16 protein-coding genes and 2 pseudogenes are annotated in these 21,988 nt (G+C 66.0%); 9 read left to right on the top strand and 9 right to left on the bottom strand.

The window, feature by feature from the left end:
• The first annotated feature begins 86 nt into the window (after nucleotides 1-86).
• From QFZ70_RS10300 to QFZ70_RS10260, 9 genes are all read left to right on the top strand, one after another.
• Complete coding sequence (locus QFZ70_RS10300) at nucleotides 87-2,912, top strand: aconitate hydratase (RefSeq protein WP_307095378.1); 2,826 nt, start codon at nucleotides 87-89, stop codon at nucleotides 2,910-2,912.
• A gap of 142 nt (nucleotides 2,913-3,054) precedes the next feature.
• Nucleotides 3,055-5,028, top strand: a complete 1,974-nt coding sequence (gene dxs / locus QFZ70_RS10295; RefSeq protein ID WP_307095377.1) for a 1-deoxy-D-xylulose-5-phosphate synthase — start codon at nucleotides 3,055-3,057, stop codon at nucleotides 5,026-5,028.
• The gene (locus QFZ70_RS10290) at nucleotides 5,025-5,642 is read left to right on the top strand and encodes a DUF402 domain-containing protein (RefSeq protein ID WP_307095375.1); all 618 of its coding nucleotides are present in this window, start codon (nucleotides 5,025-5,027) and stop codon (nucleotides 5,640-5,642) included. Before dxs ends, QFZ70_RS10290 begins: the two co-directional genes overlap by 4 nt.
• On the top strand, nucleotides 5,639-6,199 hold the full coding sequence (locus tag QFZ70_RS10285; RefSeq protein ID WP_307095373.1) for a hypothetical protein: 561 nt from the start codon (nucleotides 5,639-5,641) through the stop codon (nucleotides 6,197-6,199). The genes QFZ70_RS10290 and QFZ70_RS10285 overlap by 4 nt, the downstream gene beginning before the upstream one ends.
• 8 nt (nucleotides 6,200-6,207) lie before the next feature.
• Nucleotides 6,208-7,185 (top strand): aldo/keto reductase, encoded by a 978-nt coding sequence (locus QFZ70_RS10280; RefSeq protein ID WP_307095372.1) that lies wholly within the window; start codon nucleotides 6,208-6,210, stop codon nucleotides 7,183-7,185.
• 7 nt (nucleotides 7,186-7,192) lie between these two features.
• Nucleotides 7,193-8,218: a nucleoside hydrolase gene (locus QFZ70_RS10275; protein WP_307095370.1), complete on the top strand. Its 1,026-nt coding sequence runs from the start codon at nucleotides 7,193-7,195 to the stop codon at nucleotides 8,216-8,218.
• A 163-nt stretch (nucleotides 8,219-8,381) separates the two neighbouring features.
• The gene (locus QFZ70_RS10270) at nucleotides 8,382-9,200 is read left to right on the top strand and encodes an ECF transporter S component (RefSeq protein WP_307095368.1); all 819 of its coding nucleotides are present in this window, start codon (nucleotides 8,382-8,384) and stop codon (nucleotides 9,198-9,200) included.
• Nucleotides 9,201-9,210: 10 nt separating this feature from the next.
• Complete coding sequence (locus QFZ70_RS10265; protein WP_307095366.1) at nucleotides 9,211-9,948, top strand: energy-coupling factor transporter transmembrane component T; 738 nt, start codon at nucleotides 9,211-9,213, stop codon at nucleotides 9,946-9,948.
• Nucleotides 9,949-11,496: an ABC transporter ATP-binding protein gene (locus QFZ70_RS10260; protein WP_307095364.1), complete on the top strand. Its 1,548-nt coding sequence runs from the start codon at nucleotides 9,949-9,951 to the stop codon at nucleotides 11,494-11,496.
• Between the two features lie 80 nt (nucleotides 11,497-11,576).
• On the opposite strand, the pseudogene QFZ70_RS10255 reads toward QFZ70_RS10260, so the two are convergent.
• The 9 genes and pseudogenes from QFZ70_RS10255 to QFZ70_RS10215 form a co-directional block, all read right to left on the bottom strand.
• Nucleotides 11,577-13,755: pseudogene (locus QFZ70_RS10255) on the bottom strand (3-hydroxyacyl-CoA dehydrogenase NAD-binding domain-containing protein).
• Entirely contained in the window at nucleotides 13,752-15,035 is a 1,284-nt protein-coding gene (locus tag QFZ70_RS10250) for a thiolase family protein (RefSeq protein ID WP_307095362.1), read from the bottom strand. Before QFZ70_RS10250 ends, QFZ70_RS10255 begins: the two are co-directional and overlap by 4 nt.
• A gap of 260 nt (nucleotides 15,036-15,295) precedes the next feature.
• Nucleotides 15,296-16,630 carry an HRDC domain-containing protein gene (locus QFZ70_RS10245; protein ID WP_307095360.1) on the bottom strand — a complete coding sequence of 445 codons (1,335 nt, stop codon included), beginning with the start codon at nucleotides 16,628-16,630 and terminating at the stop codon, nucleotides 15,296-15,298.
• A gap of 87 nt (nucleotides 16,631-16,717) precedes the next feature.
• A complete protein-coding gene (locus QFZ70_RS10240; RefSeq protein ID WP_307095359.1) occupies nucleotides 16,718-17,368 on the bottom strand; it encodes a DUF3000 domain-containing protein in 651 nt (216 codons plus the stop codon).
• A 61-nt stretch (nucleotides 17,369-17,429) separates the two neighbouring features.
• Nucleotides 17,430-18,527: a low specificity L-threonine aldolase gene (locus tag QFZ70_RS10235; protein WP_307097849.1), complete on the bottom strand. Its 1,098-nt coding sequence runs from the start codon at nucleotides 18,525-18,527 to the stop codon at nucleotides 17,430-17,432.
• A 62-nt stretch (nucleotides 18,528-18,589) separates the two neighbouring features.
• Nucleotides 18,590-19,349 (bottom strand): annotated as a pseudogene (locus QFZ70_RS10230) (SDR family oxidoreductase).
• 11 nt (nucleotides 19,350-19,360) lie between these two features.
• A complete protein-coding gene (locus QFZ70_RS10225; protein WP_307095358.1) occupies nucleotides 19,361-20,728 on the bottom strand; it encodes a DUF6421 family protein in 1,368 nt (455 codons plus the stop codon).
• A gap of 143 nt (nucleotides 20,729-20,871) precedes the next feature.
• Complete coding sequence (msrB, locus tag QFZ70_RS10220; RefSeq protein WP_307095356.1) at nucleotides 20,872-21,390, bottom strand: peptide-methionine (R)-S-oxide reductase MsrB; 519 nt, start codon at nucleotides 21,388-21,390, stop codon at nucleotides 20,872-20,874.
• A gap of 14 nt (nucleotides 21,391-21,404) precedes the next feature.
• Nucleotides 21,405-21,896: a hypothetical protein gene (locus QFZ70_RS10215; protein WP_307095355.1), complete on the bottom strand. Its 492-nt coding sequence runs from the start codon at nucleotides 21,894-21,896 to the stop codon at nucleotides 21,405-21,407.
• Nucleotides 21,897-21,988 lie beyond the last annotated feature (92 nt).

Genomic DNA, 21,988 nt, shown 5'->3' with positions numbered 1-21,988 from the left:
TCGGGCCCTGTGCTAATTAGGGCCTCCTAACTAGCAGGCGGTCAACCGCGCGACAAAGATGAAACTGTTGCGAGAGGAGTCCTGCGATGAGCACTGTGGACAGCTTCGGTTCAAAAGGCAAACTTAATGTAGCCGGAACCGATTATGAAATTTTCCGGTTGAACTCCGTTGAAGGTGCAGAAAACCTTCCGTTCAGCCTCAAGGTATTGCTTGAAAACCTGTTGAGGACCGAGGACGGCGCGAACATCACTGCCGATCACGTCCGCGCCTTGGCTGGCTGGGATCCCAACGCCCAGCCCAATACAGAAATCCAGTTCACACCGGCACGCGTGATCATGCAGGACTTCACCGGCGTTCCCTGCGTGGTTGACCTGGCGACGATGCGTGAAGCGGTCAAGGAACTGGGCGGCGACCCCAAGCGGGTCAACCCCCTGGCACCTGCCGAGATGGTTATCGACCACTCGGTCCAGATCGACGCCTTCGGCAACTCCGGCGCACTGGAGCGCAACATGGAGATCGAATACCAGCGCAACGGGGAGCGTTACCAGTTCCTGCGCTGGGGCCAGACGGCATTCGACGACTTCAAGGTGGTTCCCCCGGGAACCGGCATCGTGCACCAGGTCAACATCGAATACCTGGCCCGCACCGTGATGACCCGTGAAGTCGACGGCGTCCTGCGTGCCTACCCGGACACCTGCGTGGGCACCGACTCGCACACCACCATGGTCAACGGCATGGGTGTGCTCGGCTGGGGCGTCGGCGGCATCGAAGCCGAGGCCGCCATGCTGGGACAGCCCGTCTCGATGCTGATCCCGCGTGTTGTGGGCTTCAAGCTGACCGGATCCATCCCCGCCGGCGCCACCGCAACCGACGTGGTGCTCACCATCACCGAGCAGCTCCGCAAGCACGGCGTTGTGGGCAAGTTCGTGGAGTTCTACGGCGAAGGCGTGGCCGCTGTGCCGCTCGCGAACCGCGCCACCATCGGCAACATGAGCCCGGAATTCGGTTCCACGGCTGCCATGTTCCCGATCGACGACGTCACCTTGGACTACCTCCGCCTCACCGGCCGTGCGGACCAGAACGTGGCCCTCGTGGAGGCCTACGCAAAGGAACAGGGCCTCTGGCACGATCCTTCCCGTGAGATCAAGTTCTCCGAGTACCTGGAACTGGACCTGTCCACGGTAGTTCCGTCCATCGCCGGCCCCAAGCGCCCGCAGGACCGGATCGAACTGACCGAAGCTAAGGACGAGTTCCGGCACGACCTGAAGAACTACGTCGCACACGACGCAGACGCCGGCACCCTGGACGAATCACTCGAAGAGACCTTCCCGGCCTCCGACTCGCCCTCGTTTACCGCCGGAGCCACCAACATCTCCGACACGGACCGCGAGCCGGAGAAGTACGCGGCAGCCCACGGGGGAGCGGGACGCATCTCGCAGCCCGTTCCGGTCAAGATGGCTGACGGGCGCGAGTTCGAGCTGGACCACGGTGCGGTCACCATCGCTTCCATCACGTCCTGCACCAACACGTCCAACCCGTCGGTCATGCTGGCCGCCGCGGTCCTGGCCCGCAACGCCGTGGACAAGGGCCTCACGTCCAAGCCGTGGGTCAAGACTTCCGTTGCACCAGGCTCGAAGGTTGTCACCGACTACTACGAGAAGTCCGGCCTGACCCCGTACCTGGAGAAGCTCGGCTTCTACATCGTGGGCTACGGCTGCGCCACCTGCATCGGTAACTCGGGCCCGCTGGAAACCGAAGTCTCGGAAGCCATCCAGGCCAACGACCTCGCCGTCGCGGCCGTCCTCTCGGGCAACCGCAACTTCGAAGGCCGCATCAACCCGGACGTCAAGATGAACTACCTGGCCTCCCCGCCGCTGGTCATCGCCTACGCCCTGGCCGGTTCCATGGACTTCGACTTCGAAACCGACGCCCTGGGCCAGGACCAGGCCGGCAACGACGTCTTCCTGAAGGACATCTGGCCCAACCCGGTTGAGGTCCAGCAGGTCATCGATTCCTCGATCGACAAGGACATGTTCGCCAAGGGCTACGAAGGCGTCTTCGAGGGTGACGACCGCTGGAAGGCGCTAGACACTCCCGCCGGTGACACCTTCGCCTGGGATCCGAGCTCCACGTACGTCCGGAAGCCCCCGTACTTCGAGGGCATGCAGGCACAGCCGGAGCCGGTCCAGGACATCACGGGCGCCCGCGTGCTCCTGAAGCTGGGTGATTCGGTCACCACCGACCACATCTCCCCGGCCGGTTCCTTCAAGTCCGACACCCCTGCCGGCCAGTACCTGCTGGCCAACGGCGTGGAGCGCAAGGACTTCAACTCCTACGGCTCCCGCCGCGGCAACCACGAGGTGATGATCCGCGGAACGTTCGCGAACATCCGCATCAAGAACCAGATCCTGGACGGTGTCGAAGGTGGCTTCACCCGCGACTTCACCCAGGAAGGCGGCCCGCAGGCCTACGTCTACGACGCTGCGCAGAACTACCAGGCCGCCGGCACTCCGCTGGTTGTCCTGGCGGGCAAGGAATACGGTTCCGGATCCTCCCGTGACTGGGCTGCCAAGGGTACCGCGCTGCTGGGTGTCAAGGCTGTCATCGCCGAGAGCTACGAGCGAATCCACCGCTCCAACCTCATCGGCATGGGCGTCCTGCCGCTGCAGTTCCCGGCCGGCGAATCCGCTTCGACCCTGGGCCTGTCCGGCACGGAAACGTTCTCGGTTGAGGGCGTCACCGCCCTGAACGAGGGCACCACGCCGAAGATCCTCAAGGTCACCGCAACTGCCGAGGACGGCAGCTCGGTGACGTTCGACGCCGTCCTGCGCATCGATACCCCGGGTGAAGCGGACTACTACCGCAACGGCGGCATCCTGCAGTACGTACTGCGCCAGATTTCCGCGAACTAGCGGTTTCTGCCCAGCACGGGCCACCTACCGAAGCCCCGGCCGGTCACCGACCAGCCGGGGCTTCGGCTTTGCTGGTGAGTCTGGTCCTGCGGACCAAGGCGTTAGAGTTAAACGGCACGTCTACCACCCGAAGGAGGGGTCGTTGGGAATCTTGGACACCATCCGGAATCCGCAGGACCTGAACGAGTTGTCCGAAGAACAGCTGAAGCAGCTGGCTTCGGAGGTCAGGGACTTCCTGATCACGAACGTCTCCCAGACGGGCGGGCACCTCGGACCCAACCTTGGCGTGGTGGAACTGACGCTTGCCGTGCACCGCATCTTCGATTCGCCCCGCGACAGCATCGTTTTTGACACCGGCCACCAGTCGTACGTCCACAAACTGCTGACCGGCCGCCAGGACTTCAGCACCCTGCGCCAGGAGGGCGGTATGTCCGGCTACCCGTCCCGGGCCGAATCCGAGCACGACATCGTGGAAAGCTCCCACGCTTCCTCGTCGCTCTCCTGGGCCGACGGTATCTCCCGCGCCCGGCAGCTGACCGGTAAAGGCGACCGGCACGTCGTCGCCGTTGTCGGGGACGGTGCCCTTACGGGCGGCATGGCCTGGGAGGCCATCAACAACATCGCTGCGGACAAGCGGCGCCGGGTGGTCATTGTGGTCAATGACAATGGCCGGTCCTACGCCCCCACGGTGGGCGGCTTTGCCGACTACCTCGCCTCCTTGCGTCCCACCATCGATTCCTTCCGCACGGCTCCTGCCTACGAGGTGGCGCTGGACTGGTGGAAGAAGAAGCTGCAGGACGGCGGCCCGGTGGGGCAGTTCACCTACAAGAGCCTGCATGCCATGAAGAAGGGCATCAAGGACTGGTGGGCGCCGCAGGGCATGTTCGAGGACCTCGGCATGAAGTACATCGGGCCGGTGGACGGACACAACCTCCAGGCCATGGAGCACGCCTTGTCCACAGCGAAGCACTACGCCGGCCCCGTGATCGTCCATGCCATGACCGAAAAGGGCCATGGCTATGCTCCCGCGCGGGCACACGAAGCTGACCAGTTCCACGCCGTGGGCATCATCGACCCCGAAACCGGTGAACCTACCGGCACCGCCGGCGCCCAGTCCTGGACCTCCGTTTTCGCGGACGAGATTGCCGCCATCGCCGACGAGCGCAAGGACGTCGTCGGCATCACCGGCGCCATGCTTATTCCCGTGGGCCTGCACAAGTTCGCGGCACGGCACCCGGACCGGGTCATCGACGTCGGAATCGCCGAACAGCACGCCCTGACTTCCGCGGCCGGCATGGCCTTTGGCGGCCTGCACCCTGTGGTTGCCGTCTACGCCACCTTCCTGAACCGGGCCTTCGACCAGCTCCTGATGGACGTCGCCCTGCACAAGGCCGGTGTCACCATCGTCCTGGACCGGGCAGGCGTCACCGGACCGGACGGCGCCAGCCACCACGGTATGTGGGACATGTCAATGGTCCAGATCGTCCCGGGCCTCCACCTGGCCGCTCCCCGTGATGCCAGCAGGCTGCGGGAGGAACTCCGCGAAGCCGTGGCCATCAGCGACGCGCCCACCGTGGTCCGCTTTTCCAAGGGATCCGTCGGCGCCGAAGTGGAAGCCCTCGAGCGCCTCAGCGACGGCGTGGACGTCCTGTCCCGCCGGCCCAGCGGTGCCACCGAGAACGACGTCCTGATCATCTCCGTGGGTGCCATGTCCGAACTCGCCCTCGACGTCTCCAACCGCCTCGGCGCGCAGGGCATCAGCACCACCGTGGTGGACCCGCGCTGGGTGCTGCCCGTCCCGCGCTCCATCATCGCGCTGGCATCGCACCACCGCCTCGTTATTTGCATCGAGGACGGCGTCCGTGCCGGCGGCGTGGGCTCCAGGATCCGCCAGGAAATGCGCGCCGCAGGAGTGGACACCGCGTTGAACGAGGTGGGCTTGCCGGTCGAATTCCTGGACCACGGCACACGCAAGCAGGTGCTGGAACGCGTTGGCCTCACGGCCCAGCAGATAACGCACGACGTCGTTGCCCAGGTTCTCGGGACAAAGGTCCCGTTCGCGCGCCCCCTGCCCGGCCAGCAGCATCCCACCACCGGCAGCCTTCCGATCCTGTGAGGGGAGAGGATCTGCTGAAGTATCCCGGCGCGGTGGGGGAGCCGGACGCTGAAGACCAGCCCGGGGCAAGCCGCGAACCACGGCACCTGGAGCCCGGCCAGCTGGTCGTCGCCCGGAACCGCAAGTGGAACGGCAAGGCGCACTGGGTGGTCCCCGGGCGGTACCTGGGTGAAGACCGCCACGGCTGGTGGATCTTCCAAGGAACCAACGAGTTCTGCTCACGGCCCGGCGCTGCCTTCTACACCAAGTCTGACGCCGTCCTCCTGGTTCCGCGCGAGGGCGACTGGGTAGCCACGTTTTATGACGACGCGCACCCGGGCGGTGTACAGCTCTACATCGACCTGGCCGTGGCGCACGAATGGCAGCCCATCCGGCCGGCAGTGACGGAATTCCACGTCATCGACATGGACCTGGACGTGGTCAGAACAGCAGACCGCGGCGTGTTCATCGACGACGAGGACGAGTTCGCGGAACACCGCGTGGCCATGGACTACCCGCCAGCCCTGGTGGAAACACTTGAGGCCTGCGCGGACCAGCTTTACCAGGCCGTCAAGGCGCAGCAGGCACCCTTCGACGGCACCGACGTCGAATGGTTTACAAAGGGACGGTCATGAGCGGAATTGTCAGGGTCTACAAACGCGACGAAGAGGGCACCCTCCACTTCCGGGAGGCCTGGTTCGATGAGGACTACCAGCAGTTCGTCATGAATTACGGAGCGGTGGGGCACCAGAGCAAAACCGAGGAGACCGACGTCCCGGACGCCGAGGCGGCCGAGGGCCTCCTGGACGCGTTTGCTTCACAATGTGCTGAGGACGGCTACGCGGAGATCCCGGATGAGGAACAATTTTGGGTCGTGGCCCAGTTCGCGCTCAAAACCAGGGAAGGCACCGACAGGGACCGCTACCTCGAAGAGAAGGCCACGGACGCCCTCATCAGCCACCTCGCCTGGCGCGGACTCGGAACGGTGGAACGGTCCGAGTTCACGGACTACAAGCTCAACATCTTCTGCCTCTGCCCCGACGTCAACAAGGCCGTCAACGCCATCAAGGTCTGCAGCCGCGGCGAAGACCTGGACTTCACCAAGCTCAGTATCGGCGCAGCGCCCCACAGCGATCCGCAGAACTTCAAGCTCAAGCACTCCGCCAAGCCTGCCAACACCTTCAGCCTTTAGGAGCGTTAATGACCACGTACCGCCGTGTTGGAAAGTCCGGCCTGACCGTCTCTACTGTCGGCCTCGGCTGCAACAACCTGGGACGCGCCAATACCGCCACCGAGTCGCAGGAGGCAACCGACGCCGTCGTCCATGCAGCGGTGGATGCCGGAATCACCCTGTTCGATGTCGCAGATAGCTACGGCCGGGAACCCGGACTGAGCGAAACGATGCTCGGCAAGGCCCTTGGCAACAGGCGGGCCGACGTCGTGGTGGCCACCAAGTTCGGAATGGACATGAAGGGCGCCAGCGGAGCAGACTTCGGCGCCCGAGGCTCGCGCCGCTACATCGTGCAGGCCGTGGAGGCCTCGCTGCGGAGGCTGGATACCGAGTGGATCGACCTCTACCAGTTCCACACTCCTGATCCGCTGACCCCCATTGACGAAACACTGTCGGCACTGGATGCCCTCGTTACCAGCGGCAAGGTCCGGTACATCGGACATTCGAACCGGGCCGGCTGGCAGATCGCGCAGGCGGAGTACGTGGCCCGCGAACTCGGCAGTGCCCGTTTCATCTCCACCCAGAACCATTACAACCTCCTGGACCGCCGGGCCGAGCTTGAGGTGACGCCGGCCGCAGAGGAGTTCGGCCTGGGCGTCCTGCCATACTTTCCCCTCGCCAATGGCCTGCTGACCGGCAAGTACTCACCCGGCCACGCCCCGGACGGTTCCAGGCTCAGCCACACCCGCAAACACCTGGTCCACGACGCCGACTGGGACCAGCTGGACAGGTTCAGCAGCTTTGCAAGGGAACGCGGACTGAACGAGATCCAGGTGGCTTTCTCCTGGCTCGCAGCCCAGCCGTCCGTGGCGAGCGTCATTGCCGGTGCCACCAGGCCGGAACAGGTCCGCCAGAACGCGGAATCAGCGGACTGGCTGCCCTCGGAAAAGGACTTGGCGGAGCTGGACAGCATCTTCCCGGCCGCTCCAAAGGTGGCCCTGTTCTAGGACCGCCATGACCGCCTTCCTGCTGGACGTGGACACAGGGATTGACGATGCCCTGGCCCTCGCCTACCTTGCCGCCCTGCCGGACACGGAGTTCGTCTCTGTCACCGCCACTCCGGGAAATGTTGACGTGGACCAGGTGGCGCGCAACACCCTGGCGCTGCTGGAGCTGTGCGGCCGCCAAGGGGTGGAGGTGGCCGTCGGCGCGCGGGAACCGCTGGCCATACCGCTGCTGACCACTCCCGAAACGCACGGCCCCCAAGGCATCGGCCACGCGGTCCTGCCGGAACCGGCCGGCAGTGTGTCGGCGCGCAACGCCGTCGACCTGTGGGTGGAACACGCCCGGGCCCGGCCGGGGGAGCTGACCGCCCTCATCACCGCACCCCTGACCAACTTTGCGCTGGCTCTGCGGCAGGAACCGCAACTGCCGGAGCTGCTGGCCAAGGTGGTGATTATGGGCGGCAGCTTCTACCACCAGGGCAATACAACGCCCACCGCAGAGTGGAACACGCACGTGGACCCGCACGCGGCCAAGGAAGTCTATGCCGCTTTTCAGGGCATGCCGCTGGAAAAGCTTCCGATTGTGTGTTCCCTGGACACCACCGAGCGGATGGAGCTGCACCCCGTACATGTCCGGCAGCTGGCAGAGGCGTCCGGGGCGAAAGTTCCCGAACTGGTGCTGCCGGAACAGCCGGAGGGCCAGCGCAGCACGTCCGACAACATCCTGGTACGGCACCTGTCCGATGCGCTGCGGTTCTACTTCGAGTTCCACCGCCACTACGACCAGGGCTACCTTGCCCACGTCCACGACTACTTCGCCGCCGGCGTCGCAGCCGGCACCCTCGACTTCGAGGCGCGTCCCGCCACCGTTGACGTCGAGACTGGCTCGCCGATGCTGATCGGCACCACGGTGGCTGACTTCCGGGGGCTCTGGGGCCAGGCGCCAAACGCCCGGGTGGTGTGCGCCAACTATCCTGACGCTGCCTTCCGCGAGCTGGTGTCCGCCGTCGGCAGCCTGGCCCGGCGGCTCGGATGAGCGGGGCAGGGACCCCTCGCGAGGGCGCCCGGGCAGCCGCGGTAGAATAGTCGACGGACCGGACAGGCGCAGCTGCCTGGCGGCAGCTGCCGAGGTGACATAAGCAGCGTTCCATTCCGGCCCCGGATTCCCGGGCCGACCGTCCGCACCCCGAAGGAACTCCATGTCATCGCCCTCCCTGACGCTGCCATCCCCGGCACCGGCCGCCGCCCGCAAACGCCGCGTACTGGAAATCCTCGGCGCCGTGGCCATCGCCGGCACCTACATCTACCTCGTCCTCAACCAGCCCGCGGACATCACCGGCGGGCCGGGAAGCGCCTCCGCCCTGATCGCCTTGTCCGGTTTCCTGGTGGGCGCCATCCTGCTCGTCGTCGCTGTGCTGCCTACCCTGCCGCCCTCAACCATCGTGCTGATCCCGGTGGCCCTGGTGCTGAATATCGTGCTTGGCCAGTTCGTGGGCAGCACCCTGGTCCCGTTCTACCTCGACGCGATCGGTACGGTACTGATTGCGGTCCTCGCCGGTCCGGCGGCCGGCGCAGCAACGGGTGCCTTGAGCAGCATCGTCTGGTCGTTCTTCAATCCCACCGTGCTGCCATTCGCTGCCGGTGCGGCACTGATCGGGTGCCTCGCAGGCCTTGCTGCGCGTTACGGACTCTTCCGCCGTTTCTACTTCGCGCCCGTCGCCGGGTTCCTCACCGGGATCATCGGTGGAGTGGTTTCGGCCCCGGTGGCGGCCTTCGTCTTCGGCGGCACGTCCGGTGTGGCCACCGGAGCCATTGTCAGCGCCTTCCGTTCCATGGGGGACACCCTCCTGGCCGCCATCACCAAGCAGGCCCTTATTTCCGACCCCATGGACAAAGCCATCGTGTTCACGGTGGTGGCTGTGTTGGTCTACGCCCTGCCCCGCCGCGCAAGCCTGCAGTTCCCGTTTGTCCGGCGGCACCCCGTGCTGGCCGGCAAGGCGCCCGAACAGGGCTCCTGACCGCCTGGCCATGCGACTGCATCCGCTGACGTCCCTCGCGGCTGCCGGCAGTACGGCAGTCATTACGACGGCGGCGGCGAGCTGGCCGCTGTCCCTCGCCGTGATCGCGGCCGCGGTGGGTCTCTCGGCTTGGTGCGGTACGCTCCGCCGGCTGCTGCCCGCGGCAGCTGCCGTCCTGGTGCCGCTGTGTTTGTCGCTGTTGGCCCTGCACGGCCTGTTTTTCCCGGAAGGGCTTACCGTGCTGGCCTCGTGGGGCCCCGCGCGCGTCACCACCGAAGGGCTTTCCTTCGCGCTCCAGCGGGCAGCGCAGCTCTCGGCAGCCGTCCTGGCCCTCCTGGTGTTCTCCGTCAGCGTCAGCGTTCCGGACCTGGTGGCGGCGTTGTCCGCGAAAGGCATCCAGGGCCGGATTGCCTTCGTGCTGGCGTCCACCCTGACCCTGCTGCCTGCCGCCGCGTCCCGGCTGGAACGCATCAGGCAGGCCCAGGAAGCGCGGGGGCTGGTGATCCGCCACGGCCTGCTGCACCGGATTACCGCTTTCCGGCTGCAGGCAGTTCCCTTGGTGTCGGCGCTGGTGGAGGAAGCGGGAACCCGCGGCGCCGCGCTCGAAGCCCGCGGCTTCGGCAGCACCGGCCCCCGCACCAGCTACCGGGAAGTGCCGGACCGGTCCCTGGAGCGGTTGCTGCGCATTCTTCTGCTACTGGCCGCGGTGGCTGCGGTGGCGGCCCGGCTGTGGCAGGCGGGAGGCTAGGTGCATTCCACCACTGCCCTCAGCGCGGGTATCAGGAGCTTTACGTACCATGAGGAGGACACGCCCGTCCTTCGCGAGGTGGACCTCTCCTTTGCACCCGGGACCCTTACGGCGATCCTTGGTGCTTCCGGAAGCGGAAAGTCCACGCTCGGCAGGCTCCTGGCGGGCTGGCTGTCACCCGGGGCAGGCGGAAACCTGCACGGGCACCTTGAACTTGCGGGGACCAGGCTCCACTACATCGGGAGCGCCGACGATCCCCGGCTCAACCCTGCCCAATGGGGTGCACGGGTGGGGTTCGTCCCGCAGGACGCCTCCAGCGCTTTGTCCACGGTCAGTGCCACCGTGGCCGAAGAACTGGCTTTCGGTCTCGAAAACGCAGCACTGGACCGGGCCGCAATGAAGGCAGCAGTGAAGCGCACCGCGGACCTGCTCGGACTGAACGGGCTGCTGGACCGCCACCCTGGCACGCTTTCCGGTGGACAGTTGCGGCGCCTGGCCATCGGCTGTGCTGTCATCGCGGAGCCGGCCGTCCTGGTCCTGGACGAGCCTTTTGCCTCCCTTGACGCAGCCGGGACGGACGAACTGGCACACCTGCTGCGCAGGCTCGTGACTGGCGGGACCGCCGTCGTCGTCCTCGGCCAGGCGATTGACGAGGTGCTGCTCGAGGCCGACTGGTGGATAGTCCTCGACGGCGGCACGGTGACCGCCAGCGGCACACCCAAGGATTTGCACGCGGCGCCTGGACGCCTGCCGGCCGCGATCCGGCGCCCGGCCATGCAGCCGAGCTTGAAAATGCCGGCGCGGGGCAGCGCAGCACTGGGTCAGCAGGCTGCTGCCGGACCCGTCCTGGAACTCCGGGGTGTGGGCTTCGGGTACCACGGCAACCCGGGCCGCGGCAGGAAGGCCAGGGCGGCCGCCCGTGGTGCCGGCGGGCAGGGACCCATCACGGTGCTGCAGGGGGTTGACCTGGTGCTCTTGCCAGGGGAGATCGTTGCCGTCACCGGAGCCAACGGCGCGGGTAAATCCACGCTCCTGCGACACTTCAACGGATTGCTGCGGCCCACGGCCGGCTCTGTTTACGTCAACGGGGAGGACATTGCCTGCGTGTCCGTCGGCGAGGTGGCCGCTTCCGTGGGACTGCTCTTCCAGAACCCGCGTGACCAGCTCTTCGAACGGACTGCTGCCCGGGAGGTCCGGTTCGGTTTGGGCCGGCGGTTCGGCGCCGACGAGGCGACGGAAAGAACCGCCGCAGCCCTGGCGTCCGTGGGCCTGTCCGGTTCCGCGCACGACCATCCGGCCGAGCTGCCTGCTTCATCACAACGGCTGCTGGCACTGGCAACGGTCCTTGCCCGCAGCCCGTCCGTCATAGCCCTGGACGAGCCCACGGTTGCCCTGGACGGAAATGGCCTTGCTGTTCTGGATGCCGCGGTCCGTTCCGCAGCAGCGGCCGGTGCCGCCGTCGTCCTGGTCACCCATGACGTGCCCTATGCACGTTCGGTGGCGGACCGCCTGCTAATGCTCGACGGCGGGCGGCTGCTGGGCAGCTAGTACCGGCGCCTGCGCGCGAAAGGCTCCGTCCGGCGTACCGGACGGAGCCCGCTGCGTGTGCCTGTGAAGGGCCCGCTGTACTATACGTCCGCGGGGTGGCCTGCCGGCCGTGAGGCAACCCCCGGCGGGAGGAACCGCCTGCCGTTGACCCGTTCCGAGGCGCCAACCCGGTCGAGGTAGGGGGTGATGCCGCCCAGGAACATCGGCCAGCCGGCGCCGAGGATCATGCAGAGGTCAATATCTTCCGGTCCGGCCACCACCCCTTCCTCCAGCATCAGGCCAATTTCCCCGGCGAGGGCATCCTGCGTGCGCCGCAGGACTTCCTCCGAGCTGGAGGGGTTGGTCCCGAAGGACATCAGGGACAACGTGGACTGGGGGATTTCCTGCGAGCCGTCCTGGCCGGGAGCCCACAGACTTTTCACGCCGTTGTCGATCAGTTTCTGCAGATTCGCGGATACCGTGAACCGTTCACCGAAGGCCGCATGCAGCGACTCCTGGACGTGCTGGGCCACGGGGAGTCCCACCATGGCGCCGAGGGTGAAGGGGGTCATCGGCAGGCCCATGGGGCGCAGGGCGTTGTCCGCCACCCTCGGCGGGAGTACCTTCATCAAAGGCTGCCGTGACTTCACCCATCAACCGCAGCAGGATCCGGTTGACCACGAACGCAGCGGCATCCTTGACCAGTACACCGGTCTTTCTCAGGGCCTTGGCCAGCTCAAAGGCCGTGGCCAATACCGCGTCGTCGGTTTTCGGGGCGCGGACGATCTCCAGCAGCGGCATCACAGCTACCGGGTTGAAGAAGTGGAAGCCCACCAGCCGTTCCGGGTGCTGCAGGTCTTCCGCCATGGCAGTCACGGACAGCGAGGACGTATTGGTGGCCAGGATGCATTCCGGGGTAACGATCGCCTCCAGCTCGGCGAACACCTGCTTCTTGACGTTCAGCTCCTCAAAGACGGCTTCGATGACGAAGTCGGCGTCGGCGAAAACGTCCTTGGAAACGGAGCCCGTCACCAGCGCCTTGGTGCGGTTGGCGCCTTCCTGGCTGATGCGCTTTTTGCCCAGGAGCTTGTCCACTTCAGCGTGGACGTAGCCCACGCCCTTGTCCACCCGGGCCTGGTCAATGTCTGTCATCACCACGGGCACCTTCAACTGCCGGGCGAAGAGCAGAGCCAGTTGACTGGCCATAAGGCCCGCGCCCACCACCCCTACTTTGGTGACCGGACGGGCCAGCTTGCGGTCAGGAGCGCCGGCGGGGCGCTTGGACCGCTTCTGCACCAGGTCCAGGAAGGCGTACACGGTGGCACGGAATTCGTCGGTCTGCATCAGTTCGGCGAGGGTTTCGCACTCCAACGCAGCGGACTCCGGCTGGGTCATGGTGCGGTTGGCCTCGAGGATGTCCAGGACCTTGGCCGGAGCGGGTGCCGCATTGGACGTTTTGGCTTCCACCAGCACACGCCCGGCTGATACGGCGGCTGCCCACCGTGCTGCCGTGTCCGGATCGGCGGGGTCGACGGCGTTGGCACGTTCCGCGGTTGCCTCACCTGTGATGACACTCGCGGCCCAGGCAAGGGACTGCTCCAGGAAATCCGCCGGCTCGAACATGGCGTCGGCGATGCCCAGCTCGAAGGCCTGGGGACCCGTCAGCGTCCGGTTGTTGCTCAAGGGGTTTTCGATCATGACCTTCACTGCGTTTTCCGGGCCAATAAGGCGCGGGAGGATATACACGCCGCCCCAGCCGGGAACCAGGCCGATAAACGCTTCCGGCAGCGCCAGCGCGCCGGCTCCTGTCGACACTGTGCGGTACGTGGACTGCAAGGCAATCTCCAGGCCGCCGCCCAGTGCTGCGCCGTTGATAAAGGCGAAGCTGGGTACACCCAGGTTGGCCAGAGTGCTGTAAACGTCATGGCCGAGCTGGGCCATCCACAATCCGTGCTCGCGCTTGTCCAGGGTTTTGACCGTGGAAAGGTCTGCGCCGGCCACCAGGTAGTAGGGCTTGCCGGTGACGCCGACGCCTACGATTTCGCCGCGGCGCGCCCGTTCCCGGAGTTCCTCGAGCACGGTGCCAAGTTCCACCAGCGTGTTCGGCCCCAGCGTGGTGGGCTTCGAGTGGTCCAAGCCGTTGTCCAGCGTAATGAGGGCAAACGTGCCGGGGCTGGGCTTGCCCGCCGGCGCCGGCAGGTCAATGTCCTGGACGTAGGAGTGCGTCACGGTTTCGTGGGGAAAGAGGTCGGCAAGCTGGGTAAAATCTGCGGCGCTCATGCTGCTCCTTCGGAAACGGTTTCGGTTGTTGCGGCCGGACCTTCTTGCCGGGCCCCGCTGTAGTCGGCGTGGTGCGGGTTCTCCCAGATGACGGTGGCACCCATTCCCAGTCCCACGCACATGGTGGTGATGCCGTACCGCACGGAGGGATCCTCCTCGAACTGCCGGGCGAGCTGGTTCATCAGCCGCACTCCAGAGGAAGCGAGCGGGTGGCCCACCGCAATGGCTCCTCCGTAGCGGTTGACCCGGGGATCGTCGTCGGCAATGCCGAAATGTTCCAGGAAGCTCAGCACCTGGACGGCAAAGGCTTCGTTGATTTCGAACAGGCCGATGTCCCCGATGGACAGCGCTGCGTTTGCCAGGGCCTTCTCGGTGGCGGGAACGGGGCCGATACCCATAACTTCAGGCTCCACCCCGGCGTAGGCGTAGCTGACCAGGCGCATACGGACCGGCAGCCGCAGCTCAGCGGCGGTTTCGGCCGATGCCAGGATCGCAGCGGTGGCGCCGTCGTTCAGGCCGGCGGCGTTTCCTGCGGTGACACGGCCGTGGGCACGGAACGGCGTGCGGAGGGTGGCCAGGTCAGCCATGGTGGTGCCCGGCCGGGGTGGCTCGTCCACGGTGTTCAGGGTCCAGCCCTGGCCCGCCTTCAGGGTCGCTACGGGCACCAGGTCCTGCTGGATCCGGCCGTCGCGGCGCGCTTCATCAAACTTCTTCTGCGACGCCACTGCGTAGGCGTCGGTCCGCTCCTTGGTGATGGAGGGAAAGCGGTCATGCAGGTTCTCGGCGGTGTTGCCCATGTTCAGCGCTGCCGGATCCACGAGCCGCTCAGACATAAACCGCGGGTTGGGGTCCGCTCCCGAGCCCATCGGGTGGTTGCCCATGTGTTCAACGCCGCCGGCAATCACCACATCGTAGGCGCCGAAACCGATTCCGCCGGCGGTGGTGGTAACAGCGGTCATGGCTCCGGCGCACATGCGGTCGATGGCGAAGCCGGGAACGGTCCTGGGGAGTCCGGCAAGGAGGGCTGCTGTCCGTCCTAGCGTCAGGCCCTGGTCGCCGCTTTGGGTCGTGGCCGCGATGGCCACTTCGTCGATGCGTTCGGGCGGCAGCGATGGGTTGCGCCGCAACAACTCACGGAGGCATTTAACTATCAGGTCGTCGGCCCGGGTGCCGGCGTAGATGCCTTTTTCTCCTGCCCGGCCGAAGGGTGTGCGGAGGCCGTCGACAAAAACGACGTCCCGGACAGTGCGGTTGGACGCGCTGCTTCCGTTGTGGCTCACGTATAACTCCTCATCGAGACGTAGGCGTCAGCACCTGCCGCAGGGCGGGCAGGCAGCTGAACGGCAATACTTCCGATGTTACTCGCGAGTAACTTAGGTGGCAAGGCCGGGATAAGGGGGACGCTCTCTCACATACTGCACCTTTTGGGAAAACGCTCTCGCACTTGCCAGAAGAAGGTGAGCGAGCGTTGTCAATAACCATGCATCAGATGAGAGAGCGTCAGGGATTCCGTTCTGCGAACCTGTGATCGCCCGTGGCCTTACTGTCCGGATGCTGCTGCGTCAGGCTTGGGTTCCTTTGGCGGCAGCGGCTGTGGGTTGAGGAACGCGTCCGTGATGAGGGGCGCCGCTAGTTCCACCTGCCATTGCCGTGCGCCGAGCATACGAAGTTCCGCACCCACTGCTGATTCGCTGATTTCAGCAGGTGGCCGCCACGCCACACGCCGCAGGTAGTCGGGGGTCAGCAGGTTCTCCAGCGGGAGGTTCAGCTGATCGGCCTTTTCCTGCAGCAGCGGTCGGGCGGTGGCCAGCCGGGCCGCGGCCTCCGGGTCACGGTCGGCCCACACGCGCGGAGGGGGCGGGGCGTTGGTGGCCAGGTGCAGCGGCGGAAGATCCTCCAGGTCCCGGGCGGCCGCGATGCAGCGCAGCCACCGGGGAGCCTCGCGCTGCGCAGCCCGCCCGTGAAAGCCCTTGGTGCCGAGCAGTTGCGGAACGGTGGACGGCATTGCCTTCGCCGCCGCCACCAAAGCCGAATCCGGAATCAGCCTTCCCGGGGCAACATCCCGCTTCTGTGCCAGGGAATCCCGTTCGAGCCACAGCTCCCGGACAGCCGCCAGTTGCCGACGGTCGCGGATCTGGTGAAGGCCGGACGTTTTCCGCCACGGGTCAACCCGCGGCGGGGCGAGCCCGGCGTCCAGGATGGCCGCGAACTCCTGCTCCGCGTACTCGAGCTTGCCGTCAGCTTCCAGGAGTTCAATGAGTTCTTCCCGCAGCTCCGTCAGGACCTCAACATCCAGGGCGGCGTAGCGCAGCCACGGCTCGGGAAGGGGCCGGGTGGACCAGTCAGCGGCCGAGTGTTCCTTGGCCAGCCCGAACCCCAGGAGCTGCTCAATAACGGCAGCCAGGCCAACCCTCGGCAGGCCTGCCAGGCGGGCTGCCAGCTCAGTGTCAAAAAGCCTGTCCGGCCACATGCCCAGTTCGGACAGGCAGGGCAGGTCCTGGCTGGCCGCATGCAGGATCCACTCGACGCCGCGCAGGGCATCGTTGATGATGTCCAGGTTCTCGAAGGGCTCAGGATCGATCAGCCACGTCCCCGCCCCTTCCCGGCGGATCTGGACCAGGAAGGCACGCTGTCCGTAGCGGAAGCCGGAGGCCCGTTCAGCGTCCACTCCGGCCGGCCCGGTGCCTGCGGCGATTGCAGCCGCGCACCGCTCCAACCCGGCCTGCGTTTCGATGACCAGCGGAACGCCTTCGCGGGGCGAATCGAGCTCAATGATTTCGGGGATGGGGCTGTCAAAGCCTTCCACCGTGATGTGGGGTGCGGTATCAGCAGCCGGAACGCCGGCCGTGGTGTTTTCCGGAATGTTAGGGGTCATGATGCCCTTAGTTTACCGGCCGGCCGGTAACGGACTGCCTTCCGGGCCGCGCCGGGCCGGCCGCCAGCCACGCTGCTAGCCATGCTGCTAGCTCCGGCGCCGGTTCGGGAGCGGGGTGACGCCGTCGGGGAGGGGCGGCAGGCCTGCGAAGGTGCACACCATGTCGGACCAGGCTTCAAGGTGGGCGGTCACGTCTGAGGTTGCCGGAGTCCAGGACGCGCGGAGCTCGATGTCGATGGAGCCGGGCCGTTCCGCAAGCGTCCCGAAGCTTTCCGAAAGGACCCGGGTGGCCGTGCCGCCGGCTGCGCGGTAAGGGGCTTTGTGGTTCTCGAGCGCCTCCACGAGCCAGGTCCACGCCACTGTTCCCAGCATCTCGTCGTTGCCCATCTCCGGCTCCAGCTGGGCACGGATGTAGGTGACGATGCGGAACTCCCCGTCCCACACCGCGGAGCCCTCAGGGTCGTGGAGCAGGATGAAGCGGCCCGTTGCCAACTCGGTTTCGTCGTCGTCCGCTGTTCCTGACGCGGCAGCCAACGCCATAGCGGCGGGGCCGTGCAGGGGAGTAATGGCGGTGCCGGGCCCCGGTGCCAGAACCTCCGCGCCCAGCGCTACGGCGAACGGCGCGAGGCGGGCCGGCGCGGGAATCTCCGCGAGGTGGAGTTCCGCGCGGCACTGGGCTTTCCTGAGGGTTCCCAAGGCGTGGAGAAATTCCGGGGGAACCTTGTCAAGTGCGTTCACCTTCGCAGGTTACGCAACCGGGCCGGTGACAGCGGGAAGGCTCGCCGTCATCAGGCACCGTCTAGCTGGACTGTCCGCTTCCAAATGTACGAAGCTCATGGCGGATTGCTGCCACAAAGGCATCGATGTCCTCCTCGGTGGTGTCGAAGGAACACATCCACCGGACTTCCCCGGCGGCCTCGTTCCAGTCGTAGAAGCGGAAGGAGTTCCGCAGCCTGTCCGCCACCCCCGCGGGCAGGATGGCAAAGACGCCGTTGGACTCTGTTTTCTGCGTCGGCTGCACACCGTCAATGGTGTCGACGGCGGTGCGGAGCCGGGTGGCCATGGCGTTGGCGTGGGAGGCGGACCGCAGCCAGAGGTCGCCTTCGAGGAGGGCGATGAACTGGGCCGACATAAAACGCATCTTGGACGCGAGCTGCATGTTCATCTTCCGCAGGTACACCAGCCCGTGCGCCGCCTCCGGGTTCAGCGCCACCACCACTTCGCCGAACAGCAGCCCGTTCTTGGTGCCGCCGAAGGAAAGGATGTCCACGCCGGCGTCGCGGGTAAACGCCCGCAGCGGGACCTGGAGATGTGCTGCGGCATTGGCCAGCCGGGCCCCGTCCATGTGGAGCTTCATGCCTTTGGCGTGTGCGTGGTCCGCGATGGCCCGCACCTCCTCAGGCGTGTAGCAGGTTCCGAGCTCGGTGGTCTGGGTAATGGAGACGGCGAGCGGCTGGGCGCGGTGTTCGTCGCCCCAGCCCCAGGCCTCCCGGTCGATCAGTTGGGGCGTAAGCTTGCCGTCCGGTGTGGGGACGTGCAGGAGCTTGATGCCGCCGATGCGTTCCGGCGCGCCGTTTTCGTCCATGTTGATGTGGGCAGTGGAGGCGCACACCACGGCGCCCCAGCGGGGGAGCAGCGACTGCAGCGACAGGACGTTGGCACCGGTGCCGTTGAACACGGGAAAGCACTCGATGCCCGTCCCGAAATGTTCCTCCATCAGTTCCTGCAGCCGGGCGGTGTAGTCATCCTCGCCGTAGGAGACCTGGTGGCCATCGTTGGCCGCAGCCAAGGCCGCGAGGACCTCCGGGTGGACGCCCGAGTAATTGTCCGAGGCGAATCCACGGATAGTGGGATCGTGCAGCCGGGTTCCGGCGGCAGTCTCTGATGTTGTTGTCATGGCTTTGCTCACGCTTTCAGTCTAGATACTGTCCGGACACCGGACAGTCACGAACGGGACAGTCAGGGCGCCAGCAGGAGCCGGCTGCCGTTCAGCCCGCTGGCCTCGGTATCAAAAAGTCCCACGACGGCGCGAGCCAGGTCTTCGACGTCAGTTGCGCCGGGGAATTTCCGTTCCGGATGGTCCCGTCGCATCGCATCGTCCACGAGGGCCTTGACCACCAGCACGACGGCGGCCGCCTCCCCTGCGCTGTTGGTCCCGCCGTTGTTGCCCCGGTGGAAGCCGTCCGCCATCGCCATGGTCCACGCTTCGGCCGCTGCCTTGGCGGCAACGTAGCTGGCCGTGGCGGCCGTTGGCTTGTCCACGGCAGTTGAGGAAACCATCGCAAACCGGCCGCAGCGCGATCCGGCAATATCGTCGAAGAAGGTGCGGGACACGTTCCGCAGCGTGGTGATGGCGCCGCGTTCCAGGAAGTCCCAGTCCTCGTCGGTCTGGTCGGCGATGCCTTTGGCGCCGCGCCAGCCCCCCACCAGGTGGATGACGCCGTCGATGGTCCCCGGCAGCCGCAGACACGTCCGCCCGCAGCTGCCGCACGTCCTCCAGTTGGGCCAGGTCGCACGCAAGGCCCGTGACGCCGTCGCCGGCTTCTTTAGCCGCGGCTTCGATCCGTGCCTGGTCCGACCCGACGGTGAATACCCGATGCCCGGCCCCACGGAGGGCCCGGGCGACAGCGATGCCTGAGGCTCCGCTGCCGCCGGTCACCAGGATGTTCAGCCTTGACGCCGAAGTCCCCGCTGCCCCAGGCACTGATTCCTCGGTCACCGGTTCTTCGGTCACAGGGCAGATGCTCCGGTGATTCCAGCAGTTGACTCAATGACAGGACGCATCTTCTTCTCCAGTGCTTCGTAGAACATTGACAGCGGGAATTCGTCATCCAGCACCTGGTCCGTCAGGCCGCGCGGGGGACCAGCCAGGGCCAGCGCGTCGGGACCCTTGGCCCAGGTAGAAGCCGGGTTGGGAGTAAGGGTAGCGGAGATCAGCTGGTAAGCGGCCAGCCAGTGCGCGGTTTTCGGCCGGTCGATGGACCGCCAGTACAGGTCATCAATGCTTGCACCCAGGGCGATAACGGCGTCAGCTACTTCGTCCCAGTCGATGGTGAGCCGGGTATCGGTCCAGTGGAGGACGTGCTGCTGGTGCAGCCAGGCGAACAGGAGCTGGCCGCCCAGTCCGTCATAGTTGCGGACCCGGCTGCCCGTGATGGCGAAGCGGAAAATCCGGTCGAAGATGATGGCGTACTGCACCAGCTTGGCGTGGCGGCGGGCTTCCGGGTCGGCGTCCTCGTCCTTTTCGATGCGTACGGACTCGCGGAAGGCTGTCAGGTCGCAGCGCAGCTCTTCGAGGGAGTACAGGAAGAAGGGCATCCGCTGCTTGATCATAAACGGATCGAACGGCAGGTCGCCGCGCATGTGCGTCCGGTCGTGGATGAGGTCCCACATCACAAACGTGGCCTCCGTCAGGTCCTGGTCCGCGAGGAGTTCCGCCGCGCCTTCGGGAAGTTCCAGGCGGGTGGTTTCGGCAGCTGCCTTCAGCACGCGGCGGAACCGGGCGGCCTCGCGGTCAGCGAAGATGGCTCCCCACGTGAAGGTGGGGGTTTCCCTGACGGCAACCGTCTCGGGGAACAGCACGGCGGAGTTGGTGTCGTAGCCGGCGGTGAAGTCCAGGAAGCGGATGGGGACGAACAGCTTGTTTGAATATTCCCCGGCCTCCAGCCCGGCGATGAACTCCGGCCAGATCACCTCGATCAGGACTGCCTCGACCAGCCGGTTGCTGCTGCCGTTCTGCGTGTACATCGGAAAGACCACCAGGTGCTGGAGGCCGTCCCGGCGCAGTTCCTGCGGCTGGAAGGCCAGGAGCGACGACAGGAAGTCGGGGACGGTGAAGCCGTTGGTTTCCCAGGCGGCGAGGTCTGCACAGACGGCGTCCAGGTAGGGGCCGTCATGCGGAAAGGCCGGGACGAGGGCGCGGACGGCTTCGACAATTTCGGCCACGTACCGGGATGCTTCGTCGTGGGCGCCGGCGTCGGGAATAGAGCCGTCTTTCACCTGCAAGGACTGGATGGAGGAGGCCGCAGCTTTGAGCCGGAGCCAGTCCTGGTTGTCCGCGGTTATTCCGGTCGGAGCGGTGATCAATGTTTCGGTCATCGTCGGCTGCCTTTCTGGGTGCTTGCCATCTACCGCGAGCGTAGCAAGCAACCAGCACGACTAATCTCAAAAGAGCTTTAGCCTAAGAAAGACTAATGCTCCACGTGCCTTGAACTGCTGGTAGCTCCAGCGTTCCCGGACTCTCAGGCGTCAGCATCCGGCGCACTGGCCTGCGGGTCCTGGCGCGGAACGAGCTTGAGGGATACGGAGTTGATGCAGTAGCGCTGGTCAGTGGGCGTTCCGTACCCCTCGCCGCCGAACACGTGTCCCAGGTGGGAATCACAGGTGGCGCACCGGACCTCCACCCGCTCCATTCCCAGCGTCCGGTCGTGGATGTACCGCACGGTACCGTCAGCGAGCGGGGCCCAGAAAGAGGGCCAGCCGCAGTGCGAATCGAACTTCTCGTTGCTGGTGAACAGTTCCGTGCCGCAGGCCCGGCAATGATAGACCCCCGCTGTGTGGGTGTCCCAGTATTCGCCCGTGTAGGGCCGCTCGGTCCCGGACTGCCGGAGCACGTGGTATTCCTCCGGCGTCAGCTCCTCCCGCCACTCGGCGTCGGTTTTTTGGACGGCCGGTTCGGCCTCGGGCGCCTCAGGGGCAGGATCCGCAGCCTTGTTTCCGAAAATACTGTTACCCAGGATGTTGTTTCCGAAGATGCTCATAGCCTTGACAACGCTCAGGAGTCGCCGATAAATCCCGAACCTGCGTACAGGTGCAGGACGGGGAGACCCAATTGGTCCTGGGCCTTGTTGGCCCAATCGGTGTGGAAGGTGTCTGCCACTGCGTGCGGCCTAGTGATCACCACGGCCTGCGAAGCGCCGGTCTCCTTGACCTTGGACACCAGGCCCTGCACCGCCCCGCCGTCCACCACCTCTCCGCTGACGCCCGCACCGAGTCCGGCCAGCGCCGCCAGCGAGACCGCAAGGGTTTCCGCCGCCTGCGCCCGCTCTGTCGCCGGATCCGGAGCATGGGTTGTCAGCTCCCGGAACGCCTTCGCGATGTCCAGTAAGGAAAGGTTCTCAAGGAAGTCCACCAGCAGATGCCGCTCTGTGTTCGCCGGGACCAGCACCACGAGCCGGGTATCTGCTCCGTCCACCAGGCGCTCGATGTTCAGGCGGTCGTCCGCCCCCAAAGGTTCTTCGGTCAGGATGACGATGGGATCACTCATGGCCTTAGCCTAGTCCGGCGTTGGGTGCGCTGCACTCCTTCGAGTGCAAGGGCATTCCCCACCCGGCCGCGGGAAATACGGCCTCGCGGTGC

Origin of the sequence: Arthrobacter sp. V1I9 (assembly GCF_030817075.1) — a bacterium.
Lineage (GTDB): Bacteria > Actinomycetota > Actinomycetes > Actinomycetales > Micrococcaceae > Arthrobacter.
Note: the sequence above shows the minus strand (reverse complement) of the source record. Positions and strands in the feature narration are given on the sequence as shown.

What these genes read in the sequence shown, in the direction of transcription:
- QFZ70_RS10285 (WP_307095373.1), top strand. Translation starts at nt 5,639, where the DNA reads ATGAGCGGAATTGTCAGGGTCTACAAACGCGACGAAGAGGGCACCCTC.
- QFZ70_RS10235 (WP_307097849.1), bottom strand. Translation starts at nt 18,527, where the DNA reads ATGACAACAACATCAGAGACTGCCGCCGGAACCCGGCTGCACGATCCC.
- QFZ70_RS10300 (WP_307095378.1), top strand. Translation starts at nt 87, where the DNA reads ATGAGCACTGTGGACAGCTTCGGTTCAAAAGGCAAACTTAATGTAGCC.
- QFZ70_RS10270 (WP_307095368.1), top strand. Translation starts at nt 8,382, where the DNA reads ATGTCATCGCCCTCCCTGACGCTGCCATCCCCGGCACCGGCCGCCGCC.
- QFZ70_RS10275 (WP_307095370.1), top strand. Translation starts at nt 7,193, where the DNA reads ATGACCGCCTTCCTGCTGGACGTGGACACAGGGATTGACGATGCCCTG.
- QFZ70_RS10215 (WP_307095355.1), bottom strand. Translation starts at nt 21,896, where the DNA reads ATGAGTGATCCCATCGTCATCCTGACCGAAGAACCTTTGGGGGCGGAC.
- QFZ70_RS10225 (WP_307095358.1), bottom strand. Translation starts at nt 20,728, where the DNA reads ATGACCGAAACATTGATCACCGCTCCGACCGGAATAACCGCGGACAAC.
- QFZ70_RS10245 (WP_307095360.1), bottom strand. Translation starts at nt 16,630, where the DNA reads ATGACCCCTAACATTCCGGAAAACACCACGGCCGGCGTTCCGGCTGCT.
- QFZ70_RS10280 (WP_307095372.1), top strand. Translation starts at nt 6,208, where the DNA reads ATGACCACGTACCGCCGTGTTGGAAAGTCCGGCCTGACCGTCTCTACT.
- QFZ70_RS10265 (WP_307095366.1), top strand. Translation starts at nt 9,211, where the DNA reads ATGCGACTGCATCCGCTGACGTCCCTCGCGGCTGCCGGCAGTACGGCA.
- msrB (WP_307095356.1), bottom strand. Translation starts at nt 21,390, where the DNA reads ATGAGCATCTTCGGAAACAACATCCTGGGTAACAGTATTTTCGGAAAC.